This is a genomic window from Candidatus Brocadiia bacterium (assembly GCA_041658285.1).
In the GTDB taxonomy this organism is placed as follows: domain Bacteria; phylum Planctomycetota; class MHYJ01; order JACQXL01; family JACQXL01; genus JBBAAP01.
In genome coordinates, this window is sequence record JBBAAP010000004.1 from 56332 (window position 1) to 71003 (window position 14672).

At 45.9% G+C, this 14672-nt stretch carries 11 protein-coding genes; all 11 read left to right on the forward strand.

All coding sequences use genetic code 11. From position 1 onward, the window contains the following. Positions 1-5 precede the first annotated feature (5 nt). The 11 genes from WC980_05790 (at position 6) to WC980_05840 (ending at position 14660) form a co-directional block, all read left to right on the forward strand. Positions 6-2543: a ComEC/Rec2 family competence protein gene (locus WC980_05790; GenBank protein MFA5794563.1), complete on the forward strand. Its 2538-nt coding sequence runs from the start codon at positions 6-8 to the stop codon at positions 2541-2543. 86 nt (positions 2544-2629) lie between these two features. Continuing rightward, positions 2630-3751, forward strand: a complete 1122-nt coding sequence (locus tag WC980_05795; GenBank protein MFA5794564.1) for a PilT/PilU family type 4a pilus ATPase — start codon at positions 2630-2632, stop codon at positions 3749-3751. Then, on the forward strand, positions 3748-4542 hold the full coding sequence (locus WC980_05800; protein ID MFA5794565.1) for a type III pantothenate kinase: 795 nt from the start codon (positions 3748-3750) through the stop codon (positions 4540-4542). Before WC980_05795 ends, WC980_05800 begins: the two co-directional genes overlap by 4 nt. 74 nt (positions 4543-4616) lie before the next feature. Continuing rightward, positions 4617-5762 (forward strand): acyl-CoA dehydrogenase family protein, encoded by a 1146-nt coding sequence (locus WC980_05805; GenBank protein ID MFA5794566.1) that lies wholly within the window; start codon positions 4617-4619, stop codon positions 5760-5762. Beyond that, the gene (gene meaB / locus WC980_05810; protein MFA5794567.1) at positions 5759-6703 is read left to right on the forward strand and encodes a methylmalonyl Co-A mutase-associated GTPase MeaB; all 945 of its coding nucleotides are present in this window, start codon (positions 5759-5761) and stop codon (positions 6701-6703) included. The genes WC980_05805 and meaB overlap by 4 nt, the downstream gene beginning before the upstream one ends. Positions 6704-6708: 5 nt before the next feature. Then, a complete protein-coding gene (locus WC980_05815) occupies positions 6709-8265 on the forward strand; it encodes a methylmalonyl-CoA mutase family protein (GenBank protein ID MFA5794568.1) in 1557 nt (518 codons plus the stop codon). 108 nt (positions 8266-8373) lie between these two features. Further along, positions 8374-8802: a cobalamin B12-binding domain-containing protein gene (locus WC980_05820; GenBank protein ID MFA5794569.1), complete on the forward strand. Its 429-nt coding sequence runs from the start codon at positions 8374-8376 to the stop codon at positions 8800-8802. A 107-nt stretch (positions 8803-8909) separates the two neighbouring features. Next, complete coding sequence (locus tag WC980_05825) at positions 8910-10079, forward strand: acetyl-CoA acetyltransferase (GenBank protein ID MFA5794570.1); 1170 nt, start codon at positions 8910-8912, stop codon at positions 10077-10079. Between the two features lie 23 nt (positions 10080-10102). Beyond that, on the forward strand, positions 10103-11272 hold the full coding sequence (locus WC980_05830) for a thiolase domain-containing protein (protein ID MFA5794571.1): 1170 nt from the start codon (positions 10103-10105) through the stop codon (positions 11270-11272). 16 nt (positions 11273-11288) lie between these two features. Then, positions 11289-12626, forward strand: coding sequence for a DNA-directed RNA polymerase subunit alpha C-terminal domain-containing protein (locus tag WC980_05835; GenBank protein ID MFA5794572.1), 1338 nt, complete (start codon positions 11289-11291; stop codon positions 12624-12626). Between the two features lie 3 nt (positions 12627-12629). Next, the gene (locus tag WC980_05840; protein ID MFA5794573.1) at positions 12630-14660 is read left to right on the forward strand and encodes a 3-hydroxyacyl-CoA dehydrogenase NAD-binding domain-containing protein; all 2031 of its coding nucleotides are present in this window, start codon (positions 12630-12632) and stop codon (positions 14658-14660) included. The last annotated feature ends 12 nt before the right edge of the window (positions 14661-14672 follow it).

Below are 14672 nucleotides of genomic sequence, written 5' to 3' on the forward strand. Positions count from 1 at the left end.
ATACAGTGGATATATTAACTCCGCCTAAGCCGCTATACTGGGCTGCCGTCGCATTCATCGGCGGTATCTTTACCGCGGATTACCTGATTACCCCGTTACCTGTTCACATCCTGCCGGTCTTGATATTCCTGGGTGCGCTATTAACGATTCTGTACCTGTTAAAACGATGGCGATTGCTGCGTACCTCAATTATTCTGACAATGTGTTTTGTTGGCGGGATGTACCGGATGGATTTAGCGCAGCGTCTGCCAGATAATCATCTGTCGCGCCTGCATTCGGTAAACATATCGGTTTATGCTGAAGGTATCGTTACCGAAGACCCGGTTATTTACCAGGCCCAGCCCAGTCCGCTTTACGAGGACTCGCGACCGGAAAAGCCTTACGGTAATTTTGTGCTGGGCGTTCAGTTGATTGCCAGGGATGGTGTTACTTCAACGGTGAGCGGGCTGGTTCGGGTCAACTTTACAGGATCGGCCGGGCATATCAAATATGGCGACCGGATCGGTCTGACCGGGCTGATGTATACCCCGGCCGGGCCGACCAACCCGGGCGAGTTTGATTACCGGCAGTACTTGGCGCGTCAGGGGATTTCCCGGATTCTGAAGTGTTCTGACGCGTCGAGGATTCAGGTGCTGGCCAGAGGGCAGGGCAACCCGGCGCTGGGCCTGGTCTACGGCATCAGGCGGGCTGTTTCCGGCAAGATAGACCGGATGTTTTCGGCTCAACGCGTGCCGTTCTTCGATGGACAATCGCTGGCTAACACCGCTTCACTGATAAAAACCCTTTTGCTGGGAGACCGGTCGTCGTTTCCGCAGGATATCCAGGACAAGTTTATGCGGACCGGGACAATCCATTACCTTTCGGTCAGCGGCCTGCACCTGGCTATTGTTGTGGCTATCTGCTTTATGGTCTTGTGGTGGATTGGGGTTACCGGCCAGCTGCGCATAGTGATTACGCTGATTGCGGCGGTCGGCTACACGGCGCTGACCGGTTTATACACGCCTATTATCCGGTCGCTGGTGATGGTATTCTGTTTCCTGGGCGCTGATTTATTCAACCGCAAGCCGAACAGCCTGAACAGCTTGTCGCTGGCGGCTTTGATAATTACGCTTTTTAATCCGCTTGAGGTGTTCAACATCGGGGCGCAGCTGTCGTTTATTTCGGTATTGTTTATTATTGTTCTGTCGCCGCGGATGTTGCGTATTTTACTAGGTCGACCTGTGCCCGAAGAGGCATTGGTTTATATATTGCCTCAGACCTTTTTGCAGAAGGCTGTTCGCACCGTTAAGAAGGACCTGATGGCCTCAGTTGCGGTTTCAATGTCCGTTTGGGGTGGCATAATTTTACTGACCTTATATTATTTTCATATTATCACGCCCGTGGCATTCCTGTCCAATATTGTGTTGTCCGGTCTGATATTTGTTTTGATGTTGTTGGGATTTATGACACTGCCGTTTATTCTGGTCGGCGAGATAGTGACGGTATTAGTGGCGCATTCGCTGTGCTGGTTGATAAACAGCCTGGTGGAGTTGATGGCGCAGATTCCGCTGGCTTATATTTATCTGCCAGATATACCGCTATGGTTCGTCAAAGTATTTTATGGGCTGTTTTTCGCCAGTTTGCTTCTGGTCGGCAAGAACAGGGGCGTCCGTTATCTGAGCTTGGGCGCTAAAGCGGCAATTATGATGATGCTGGGGTTAACGGCGCTGTGGATAGCTTGGTCCGGATTGTCCGGGCGTTCGCCGTTTTACCGGGCGCCGGATGCGGTGACGCTGACCATGCTTGACGTCAGGCAGGGCTCGGCCTTCGTCCTGGAGACCACGGACGGGCGGGTGGTGGTGTTTGACGCCGGAACTTTCGGGAACCGGGATATCGGCAAGGGCATTATCGCGCCATATTTCTGGCAGCGGGGCATAACCCGGATTGATAACCTGGTACTTTCGCATCCGCATCCTGACCATATCAGCGGAGTGATTTCTCTGGCGGACAGGTTTACCATCAAGGAGCTGTTTACCAGCCGGTATTTCAGCGAGTACGAAGCTGGGCGGCGGTTGCTGGCTATGACTGGTTTGACGGCAAAGATTGTTCGTCCGGGGAATATCATACCAATTGGGGATAATTTCAATGCGGAGGTGCTCGGTCCTCCGGACGGCATGGCTTATCACAAAAGTTATTACAACGATACTTCTCTGGTGCTGAGGTTGGGGAATGGCACGCTTTTATGCAACGATATCGAGAAGAAGGGTATCGGAAGGCTGATGAGCAATCCGTTGAGCTTGACAGGCATAGCAGTTATGCAACTGCCGCATCACGGATTCTCGAGCAGTTTTATGCCTGAGTTCATAAATAGCGTCAAGCCGCGGTACGCTCTTCTTAACAGCGACGGAAAGCGGCTGGCCGAAGGGTTGCTGGAATTATGCCGGAACAACGGCATCAGGGTGTTATCAAGTTATGAATGCGGCGCGGTGACCTTGTCATTCCGGGCAAACGGGGTCGAAATTAAGCCTTATCGTGATGATATCGAAAATAATGGTAAAGAGTAATTCTTTCATAATTTCTCTTGACCGGGCAGCCGGGAAACTGTAATCTACTTCCAAGTAATAATATTTAGTATTTAAGGAAGGATGATATGGAAGCTATTTTTGACAGCAAGACTTTATTCGCCACCATGGTAGCGCACAAGGCATCGGACATGTTCCTGAAGCCGGACAGTATCCCGACCATGAAGGTAAGCGGCACCATACAGCCGTTGGGCAACCAGAAGGTTACGGTTGAGATAATGAAGAAGGTTTTTGAGGAGATAACTTCTCCGGAGCAGCGCAAGATATTTGAGCATAAGAATGAACTTGATACGGCATATGAGGTTTTCGGGGTGGGCCGGTTTCGTGCCAACATATTCAAGCAGCGCGGTAATGTTGGCATGGTTTTTCGTTATGTCCAGTCCAATATCCCGGCCCTGGATAAACTCAAGATGCCGGCGGCACAGTTACAGAAATTGATTCTTTCGCCACGCGGTTTAGTACTGGTTACCGGCACGGCCGGCAGCGGCAAGTCTTCGACCATTGCCAGTATGCTTAGCTACGTTAACCAGACCGTGCCAAAGCATATTATTACGATTGAAGACCCGATTGAATACCTTTTTATCGAGGATAAGGCTGTTTTCGACCAGCGTGAGGTCGGGATTGATACGGATAGTTTTGCGACGGCGCTGAAGTATTGCCTCAGGCAGGCGCCGGATATAATCATGATCGGCGAAATGCGTGATAAAACCACGATGGATGCGGCTATCGGCGCGGCCGAAACTGGTCACCTGGTTATCAGCACGCTTCACAGCTTGAATGCATACCAGACGGTGGAACGTATTCTCAACTTCTATCCGCCGCACGAGCATACCTTCCTTAGGCAGCAGATGTCGTTGCTTTTGATGGGTTGTATTTCCCAGCGGCTATTGCCCAGACTGGACGGGCAGGGCGTGGTTCCGGCGGTTGAATTGATGTTGACAACCCCGACTGTTAAGGAACTGTTGTCCGAAGGCAAGACCAGGGAACTTTATAAGGCCATATATGATGGTTCAAAATACTACGGCACCCAGACATTTAACCAATCACTTAGGTCGCTTTACCAGGAAGGATTGATAAGCCTGGAAAGTGCGCTGGCTGCTGCGGATAATCCGGACGAGCTTAAGCTCGAAATCAGAGGCATAGTCAAAGGGTCGCAGCAGAGCGGCGGCGACTTTAACTTTAAGATATGATTCTGGCTATTGATGTCGGTAATTCCCGGGTTCATTTTGGATGTTTTAATGATTCGGGCAAGCTGGTTGCCTCGGAAGTAATGGCTCACAACGATTTGCGGGAACTCATTTCTCGCCGCAGATTCGGAGTAAAAGACCTGTCTTCATTTGGCGCCACCGAGCCATACCGCTCCGCGAACACAACGTATAAATCAGCTGTAAATGTGGCTGTTATGGCCTCGACCTGCCCGAGGATGGATAAGTCGGTGGTTAAGCTGGTAAGGAGGCTTTTCGGCATCGGAGTAATTAAGATAGGGAAAGATCTGAGTGTGCCGATAGCTAACCGGACGATAAACTCTTCGATGGTAGGGCAGGATAGGCTTCTTAACGCATTGGCCGCATATCGGAGGACGAAAACACAGACTTTAGTTATTGATGTTGGGACAGCCATTACTATAGATGTGGTTTCTAAGAAAGGTGAATTTGTCGGCGGGGTAATCGCGCCGGGTTTGAATGTGATGGCTCAGGCATTGTATCAGAATTGTGAGAAACTGCCTTTAATCCGAATGGATAAGATTGTTTCTGTCATAGGTAATAATACCGAATCCGCAATGGCTTCAGGGGTATTTTTTAGCGTGGTCGGGTTGATTAATGAGGTGGTAAAAAGGATATCCAGCCGCCTGAAATCCAAACCTAAAATTATAATTACCGGTGGGGATGCGGTTATTCTGAATCCGTATTTGGCGGATAAGTGTATATTTGTTCCAAATCTAACGCTTGAGGGGATATATTTAGTGTCGGCAGGCCTGTAATCGCAATCCGGTCGCATAATCAAGCATATCAATTTTATTGACAATCAGCAGTATTAATATACCTAGAATGTTCTATGTTTAACCTGACTGAAGAGCAACGGCTTATCCGTGATACGGCTCGTGACTTTGCCCGGAGCGAGTTGGCTAAGGTGGCTAAGGATATAGACCGTGATCAAAATATCCCAGATGAGATAATTAAGAAGCTGGGAGAAATCGGTTTTTGGGGTATCCTGGTGCCGGAACAATACGGCGGGGCCGGATTGGATCTTTTATCCTTGGTGCTGGCTCTTGAGGAAATCAGCCATGTTTGCGCCTCAACCTCAGTAACATTATCGGTGCATAATTCGCTTGTTTGCAATGCTTTAATAAAGTATGGCACTGAAGCGCAGAAGAGGAAATACCTGCCGGATTTAGCCAGCGGCAAGATTATCGGCGCCTATGCCTTGACCGAGCCCAATTCCGGAAGCGATGCGGCATCGCTCCAGTCGACCGCGGTTAAAAAGGGCGATAAATATATTCTCAATGGGACTAAGACCTTTTTGACCAACGGACAGATTGCCGGGCTGATAGTGGCTTTTGCCCGAACCAATCCGTCGGTTCCTAAAAATAAGGGCATATCGGCATTTTTGGTGGACGCTGATTTGCCCGGGCTTAAGCGCGGGCCTAAGGAGGATAAAATGGGGGTGCGCGGAGCCGCTGCGTGTGAATTAGTATTCGATGATACTCCGGTACCGGCGGGGAATATGCTCGATAAAGAAGATCATGGTTTTGATGTCGCCATGGGATTATTAAACAGCGGGCGTATCGGAATTGCCACGCAATGCGTCGGGATTGCGCAAGCCTGTCTGGATGACTCATTGAAATACTGCCAGGAAAGGGTGCAGTTTGACAAGAAAATATCTGAATTTGAGGCTATCCGCTGGAAATTAGCTGAAATGGCTACTGACATAGAGGCCTCAAGATTGCTTACTTACCAGGCAGCAGTGTTGAGGGACGGTGGATTGCCTCATACAAAACAAGCGTCCATGGCGAAATTATTTGCTTCGACCATGTGCAATAAAGCCGCCAAGGAGGCAATCCAGATATACGGTGGCTGGGGCTATATCAAGGAATTTTCAGTTGAGCGCTATTTCAGGGATGCTAAGGTAACAGAGATTTATGAAGGAACTTCGGAGATTCAGAAGCTTGTTATCAGCCGGGAGTTATTAGGAAATAAATGAGAAAATTGACTGCTAAAATAATGAAGGGCGATAAATTAGCTGTCAGCCAGGCTATTTCGCTGGTGGAAAATAATAATTGCGGCGCGTTGGAACTTCTTAAGTCAATTCACTCAAGCATTAAACATAAAGCCTATCGGATAGGTGTTACCGGGCCTCCAGGCGTTGGTAAAAGCACTCTGGTAAATGAAATCACATTATCTTTGCGCCAAAGCAATAAAACTGTCGGGATAGTGGCGGTTGATCCAACCAGTATTTTCAGCGGAGGTGCGATTCTGGGTGATCGTATCAGGATGCAGCGGCTGGGAGTTGATAATGGAGTATTTATCAGGAGTATGGCTACCAGGGGTTATCTGGGAGGGATTTGCCGTACCACTTCTGAGGTGACTGATGTGCTTGAGGCCAGCGGTAAAGATTATATAATAGTTGAAACAGTCGGGGTAGGCCAGTCCGAAATAGAAATATTTAAAACTGTTGATATAACATTGGTTGTTCTTTCGCCGGAATCAGGGGATTCGATACAGGCCATGAAAGCAGGCCTTATGGAAATAGCCGATATTATTGTTGTTAATAAGGCCGATCGTCCCGGTGTTGAAGCCTTTGTGACAAATCTTAATAACACATTGGAGATAAGTACAAAGAATAAGATACCCGTGATGGTGACTCAAGCTAATAAGGCTATTGGGGTAAAGGAGTTAGTCGATAAATTAAGCCTATATCTGGAGCAAATAGAAAAGGCCGGTCTTTTAGAGGAGCGCCGGATACAAATATTGAAGCATCGTGTTAAATCTTTGATTTCAAACGGATTAGAGGATAAAATACTTAAGCATCATAAGATTAGCGCAATATTTGACAAGGGTCTTAAGAATATTTATAATGGCAAGGGGAATGTTTATGAATTTCGGGACAAGATATTAAGGATGGTCAAAGTAAAAACCAGATAAGTATTATGACTAAGATTGTTTACACCCCTGACGATGTTGCAAATCTTGATTATACCCGAGATCTTGGTGATTCGGGTAAATTCCCTTATACCAGAGGTATTCATCCCGACATGTATTTAGGCCAGCTTTGGACTATGAGGCAATTTTCCGGATTTGGCACTGCTAAGGACACGAATAAACGATATAAATTTTTGCTTAGCAAGGGTCAGACCGGGCTTTCAGTGGCTTTTGATATGCCCACGATTATGGGGTATGATTCCGATCATTTTATGGCCAAGGGCGAAGTCGGTCGATGCGGAGTAGCTATTTCATCATTGGCAGATATGGAAAATCTGTTTGAAGGTATTCCGCTGGATAAAATCTCGACCTCAATGACCATAAATGCGCCGGCTGGTATTCTGCTGGCTTTCTATATAGCGGTCGGGGAGAAACAAGGGGTGCCTTCGGCTAAGCTGAGGGGTACCATTCAAAACGACCTGCTTAAAGAATATATCGCACAGAAGTCATGGATATTTCCGCCTAAGCCGTCCATGCGGATTATCACTGATATAATGGCGCATTGCTCAAAACACGTTCCAAAATGGAATACCATATCAATAAGCGGTTATCATATTCGAGAAGCTGGGGCTACTGCGGTTCAGGAATTGGCATTTACGTTGGCCGATGGTTTCGCCTATGTTGAGGCCGGTATTGCGGCTGGGCTTGATATTGATGTTTTTGCGCCGAGGCTATCGCACTTTTTTAATTCGCATCTAAACTTTTTTGAGGAAGTTGCCAAATATCGCGCGGCTCGGAGGATCTGGGCCAGGCGCATGAGAGACAAATACAAGGCAAAAGATCCTCGTTCTTGGACTTTAAGATTTCATACTCAGACGGCCGGGTGTACCTTGACAGCTCAGCAGCCCGAAAACAATATAATTAGAACGGCTTATCAGGGGTTGAGCGCTGTATTAGGTGGAACTCAGAGTTTGCATACAAACTCTATGGATGAGACTCTGGCGTTACCTACGGAAAAAGCCGTTACGATTGCTTTGCGTACTCAACAGATTATAGCTTGTGAGAGCGGGGTAACAAAAACAATCGATCCTTTAGGTGGTTCTTATTACATAGAGGCATTGACTAATCAAATGGAACAGGAATCCGAGAGGTATTTTGAACAGATTGAGAAAATAGGAGGGGTTATACCAGCAATAGAGCAGGGGTTTTTCCAGAAGGAAATAGCTAAGTCGGCTTACCAGTACCAGCAGGAGATAGAGTCGAAGAAGCGTATAATCGTTGGTATAAATGACTTTGTTGAGAAAGAGGGATTGCCGATTGAAGTATTAAAAATAAGGGCCAAAGTTGAGCGTGAACAGTGTCATTGTTTAAAGAATTTACATAAATCGCGTAATAACAAAAAGGTTAAGGAATCTTTGGAGTCCATTCGTCACGCAGCTAAAGACGGCTCTAATTTAATGCCTAGATTTCTTGATGCCGCCCGTAATTATACGACTTTGGGCGAGATTATACAGGTTTTGCGGGAAGAATTCAAAGAGTATAAGGAACCCTCAAATTACTGGTAATTCATCATTTAATGCTAAAAATAACTGCTAAAGAACTCATTTTCTTGACTTTAGGCCTATTTCTCTTTATAATCTAATGGTTTATAATGCCTGCTAAATATCTATAGTATGGAAAGAAAAATAAGGGTTTTGATTGGTAAGCCGGGGTTAGATGGACATGACCGCGGAGCGAAAGTGGTTGCTTGTGCCCTTCGTGATGCGGGCATGGAAGTCATTTATACCGGGTTGCATCAGACTCCTGAAATGATAGTCCAGGCTGCGATAGAGGAAGATGTTGATGTGGTAGCGCTTTCAATTCTTTCCGGAGCGCATATGACCATATTCCCTAAAGTGAAAAACCTTATGAAGGAACATGGGCTTAAAGATGTGTTGTTGACCGGTGGTGGAATTATACCTGATGAGGATATAAGAAAACTTACTAAAAATGGCATCGGTAGGCTTTTTACACCCGGTGCACCTCTTAAAGAAATTATTAACTATTTGAATACTGCAGTCAGGAAATCGAAAAGATTCCAAACAGGTTACCGTATTAAATAGTAAGTCAGTTTTAGCTTGAATAGATCGGGAGAGCGCAACTTTTCGATAAGTATATACTGTACGCTATGGTTTTACTGGCTTGAGTCCTTTATGAAAGGAATGGCGATATGGCAGATGTTTCAGGAAAAAGACGGGTTGCAATTGCCGGAATCGGATATTCAATACCTAGGGTTGCTACACCCGATTTGTCATACCGAGAGATGACATACGAAGCGGCCGTAAGAGCCTACGCCGAAGCGGGGGTTACCGCTCAGGATGTTCAGTGTGTAACGACTTGTGCGGAAGACTTTAACGAAGGTGTCAGCATATTTGACGAATATACGCCCGATCAGCTTGGAGTTCCCTTAAAGCCGGTTCACACAATTGCCGGTGATGGGCTTCAGGGTTTAGCCGCTGCCTACATGCAGGTTATGACGGGATTATTTGATATAGCTGTGGTTGAAACGCACAGTAAAGCTTCGAATATTGTTAATCATGACCAAATAATAAACTTTGCTACTGATCCGGTATTTAATCGTCCGCTCAGTGTTAATCCGCATTATATAGCCGGAATGGAAATGAACCGATATCTTCATGAGAGCGGGAACACAATCGAACAGTGCGCCCAGGTTGTGGTAAAGAATCGAACCAACGCGTTTTTGAATCCAGGCGGAGTATTTGCAACGCAAATTACTATGGATGATGTGTTGTGTTCTGAGCCTGTATCAAGCCCTTTGAACCGGTTTCACATCAGTGAGCACTCAGACGTAGCTATTGTTATGGTTCTTATTTCAGAAGAAAAATTAAAGGATTTAAAATTAAAGGCTGATCCTGTATGGATTAGTGGTGTGGGTTGGAATTCGGATACGCCTTGGCTTGAAACAAGAGATTGGGTTCATGCGGTTTATACCAGGCTGGCTGCAGAACAGGCGTATAAAATGGCTGGTATAAAAAACCCAGCTTCCCAGATAGACTTATTCGAAATTGACGACACTTACGCGTATAAAGAACTGCAGCATTTAGAAGCATTGAATATTTGTAAGTTTGGAGAAAGCGGTAAAATTCTGGAAAGCGGAGCCACTGGTATAAAAGGGAATTTGCCCGTTAATGTCTCTGGTGGTAGCCTGGGCTGGGGAAATATGCTCGAAGCTACCGGCCTTTACCGGGCAATTGAAGCCATAATCCAATTACGAAAGGATGCCGGTAAAAGGCAATTAAATAATCCCAAGACAGCTCTTGTTCAGAGCTGGCGCGGTATACCGACTACGACCGGAGCAGTAGTAATTCTGAGAAAGTAATTAAATATAGTATCGGAGGAATTATGGGTTTAAGAAAAGTGGCAGTAGTTGGCGCCGGGATTACTAAGTTTGTTAGGCGTGCTCTTGAAACGCCAAAAGAAATTACTTATAATGCGACAAAGATGGCGCTTGATTCATGTGAGCTTACGTTAGATAAAATTGATTGCGTTTGTCATGGCACGGGTCCGGATGCGTTTGATGGTGTGCATATGAAGGGCGAATATCTTTCGGATGCCAGCGGTGCTTATCGTAAACCTTATATGAGGTCTTATGTGGGCGGCGGAACCGGAGTTTTTACGCCTATACAAGGCTGGTATAATATTGCGTCGGGAATGTTTGATACATGTCTGGTTGTGTGTGAAGAGAAAATGTCTCCTTTACAGCCTCATCCTCAATCGGCATTTTTATCTATTTTTGATCATACTACTGAACGTCCGCTTGGGCCAAATCTTATCTGGATATTCGCTCTTGAAATGAACAGATATATGTCTGTTCACGGTATATCACTTGAAGAAATTGCTTTGGTAGCCGTTAAGAATAAAAAGAATGCGTTAGACCATCCGTCCGCTCTTTTAGGAGCTAATCTTACCGTGAAGGATATTTTAGCTTCCGAAATTCTTGCTTGGCCGGTTCATCGCTTAATGGTAAGTCCGGTAACGGACGGAGCTGTAGCGCTAGTATTGGCATCGGAAGAAAAAGCCAAGAAAATAACTAGGAAGCCGGTTTGGATTGAAGGGGTTGGTTGGAGTCTTGACTCAGCCTACTGGACTAACCGTGACCTTTATTTCCCGACATACGTTGAAAAAGCTGCGCGTATGGCGTATAATATGGCCGGCATAAAAGAACCTCGTAAGGAAATTAACATAGTTGAACCTTACGACCCATTTGCCTACAAAGAATTACATCATTTAGAGGGATTAGGTTTTTGTAAGAAAGGTGAGGCCGCTAAGCTGACAGCTAGCGGTGTAACCCAGCGAAATGGTGATCTTCCGGTTTGTCCGTCTGGTGGTCTTTTGGGTGTGGGAAATCCAATTGCCGCGGCTGGTTTGATGAAGGTTGCCGAACTTTTTTGGCAATTAAGGCATGAAGCTGGGGCCAGGCAGGTGCCGGGTAACCCAAGGCGCGGTTTAGCCCAGGCCTGGGGCGATTTGATGCAGGTCGGAACCGTAACAGTTTTAGGAGTTGATAAATAGATTAGGAGTGATTTCTATGGCCGTAGTAAAAGAAGACGCTGCGTTAAGTGCATTATTTGAAAACGAAAATCTGGGCTTAGATGAGATACTGAAACTGCGAGGTAAAATTTACCAGTCAAATAAGTATTTTTCGAGGTTCGAAAAAGCGTTAAGTGACTTTTCAAATGAAAAGTCGAGGAAGCTTTCACCAACAAAGGCAGAGACGCGGAAGGGTGTTAGCCTGTGGATACTTAGTAAAACAGAAGATGCCTTGCGAGTATTAGAGGATGCGCATCGTGGAAAGGAATCTGATTACTTTTTGGCTTTAGCTTATTTTGATATTGGTTATTACCACAAGGCGAAGGATCTGCTGGCTAAATTGTACAAGGATTCGTCCGGGGAACTTGAAATAGTGTTCCCTTATGTTGATGTAAAAATAAAACTGGGCGAAGCAGAGGAAGCTTATGAGTTGATACAGAAAATCAAGAAAGATTGTCGGAATAATGCTGAATTTCATTACTACTCCGGATTGGCTCTGGAGTATATGGGCAAGTACGAGGACGCGGAAAAGGAATACCAGAGTGCTTTGCGGATTGATAAGAATCATGCGCCAAGTATTTTTAGGCTTGCCTATAATTCAGACCTGAATGGCCAGGATGAGGAAGCCATTAATCTTTATAAGCAAATCAGGACGGAAAGTTATGCCTATACTAATGCTCTTTTGAATATGGGTATTTTGTATGAGGATAAAGGGGAACTTGAAAAAGCTCGAGAGTGTTATCATAAGGTGGTTGCTTCTTATCCGAACCACGCTCGTGCCAGGTTATTTCTAGGCGACGTTGAGGCCGCCGGTGACATGTTCTATGACGAAGAGTTGAAGCGTAAAGAATTGGCTTTGAGACAGTTGTTGAATCAACCGCTTACGGATTTCAGATTATCCATGCGCAGCAAGAAACTTATGGAAAAACTTGAAGTGAAGAGCCTGGGAGATTTAGTGAAAAAATCTGAGGAAGATCTGCTGAAAATAGAAAACTTCGGCCAAAAATCCTTGTCCGAGATAAAAGACCTTTTGGCGAGACGCGGGCTTACTCTGGCAATTCCGGGTGAAACTTTCAGTATAGAATCAATGGCGCGCGGGCAGGTTCTTGCTGCACCACAGAAGACTGATAGCCTCTTGAATAAGTCAGTATTTGAAATTGACTGGTCGGCGCGGGTTCGGTCGGCGTTAGATAAGATGAAAATATATACGCTAGGAGATTTGGTCCAAAAAACAGAACATGATTTTCTGGGTGTGCGTAATTTCGGACAGACTTCTTTGGATGAAATAATGATGCGATTGAAGCAAATGGGTCTTGGTCTGGCACAGCCAGAATAGCATATGAAATTCAATAAAATAGGAGTTATCGGGGCCGGTACGATGGGTGCTGGGATTGTTCAGAAAATAGCCAGCTCTGGTTTGCCGGTAGTTATGCTGGATATTAAGCCGGAATTCGTTGAACGCGGTTTGATCAGTATAAAGACTCTTCTTGAGGAAGGGGTCCAGAAGAAATTATTCAGCCCGGATAAAGCCGCTCAAATACTTGGCCGGATTAAGGGTAGTACGGATATTAATGATCTTAAGGATGCCGATTTAATTATTGAAGCCGTATTTGAAGATGAAAAGGTTAAGAAGGATTTATTTAGCAAGTTGGATAGTTTGTGCGGTCCGAATACTGTTTTTGCATCAAATACTTCATCGTTTAAGATAAATGACCTGTCTCAGTCTACCCGCCGGCATGATAAATTCCTGGGTCTTCACTATTTTTATCATCCCGCAAAGAATCGTTTACTGGAGATTATTCCGGGTTCGAAGACAACTGCCGAAACCTTGGATAAAGCAGATGAGTTCGCTAATCTTACTGGTAAGACTGCTATTTTGGTTAAGGATGCGCCGGGCTTTGCCGTAAACCGCTTTTTTGTTCCTTGGCTTAATGAAGCCGCTCGGATGCTCGAGGAAAATATGGGTAATATTCCGACCATCGACGAAGCGGCCAAGCGTGCTTTCCATATCGGTATGGGGCCGTTCCTGCTCATGAACGTGACCGGAGTTCCGATTGCTTTCCACTCAACCGAAACGTTGAATAAGGAACTGGGGAAATTCTATGCCACAGCTCCATTACTTAAGAAGCAGTTTGAATCTGGGCAGAAATGGAATCTTGAAGGGAAAATCGAGGAATCAAAAATACAGGCCATTTCAGAACGATTTATGGGTGTGGTGTTTTATGTAGCGTCGCAGTTGGTTGATGAAGGCGTAGCCAGCATTGAGGATACCGACCGCGGAGCCAAGATAGGTCTGCGCTGGGAAAAGGGGCCTTTTGAAATGATGAATGAGGCCGGGATGGACAAAGCCCAGCAATATTCTAAAACCGTTACCGATAAATATAATATCAGCGTACCGAAAATTCTATCAAAGCAGGGAGCTCAGCCGTGGCAATTTAAGCTGGTTGAGCTGTCAGTTAAGGACAATATTGCATACATAACTATTAACCGGCCCGAGGCGATGAATGCTCTTAACGAGGAAGTTGTTCATCAGCTGGGTAATGCTTACAACGAAGCCGAAAGCAATCATCGGGTAAGAGCCATTGTATTCAAGGGCAAAGGAAAGGCCTTTGTGGCCGGGGCCGATATAACCTATTTCGTGAAGAAAATTGAGGCGAAGCGTATCGATGACATCATAAGGTTCACCGGTAAGGGCAAAGATGTATTGTATCACATTGATAAATCCCGCAGACTGACTATAGCTGTTTTGGATGGTTTAGCCTTGGGCGGCGGTGCTGAACTGGCATTGGCCTGTGATATTATTTTAATGACCGAGCGTGCGTCTATCGGTTTCCCGGAAACCGGTATCGGTATTTATCCGGGCCTGGGCGGGACTCAGCGTTTGCCCCGGCTTGTCGGCAAAGCACTGGCTAAATATCTGGTTTTTACCGGTGATATCATAAATAATATCAAAGCTCAGGAGTTCGGGCTGGCTATGTCTGTGCCCTGCACCGAGTTGGCTGGGCGGATAAATGAAATTGCCGCTTCTTCTCAACCTCGGGAGCAGTTCCAGGCGACGATTATCGTTTCACCTGAAACTACTAAAATTAAGGCGATATTCGATGACGCCAAAGTCACCGACCTGCTGGGCGGTAAATTAGCTGATAGCACCGACCCACTTGAGGCCAAGCTGGCGAAAAAGATATCCTTTAAAGCGCCAATAGCGCTGAAACTGGCTAATGAGCTGATTGACCAGGGGTTGATTGGTCACTTGGAAGACGGTTTGAATCTGGAGCTTTCGCATCTTAACGAAATATTTTCTACTAAAGATGCTTACGAGGGGTTAACTTCAGTTGTACAGAAACGTCGTCCGATTTATACCGGCAAGTAATTTGCCGCGATA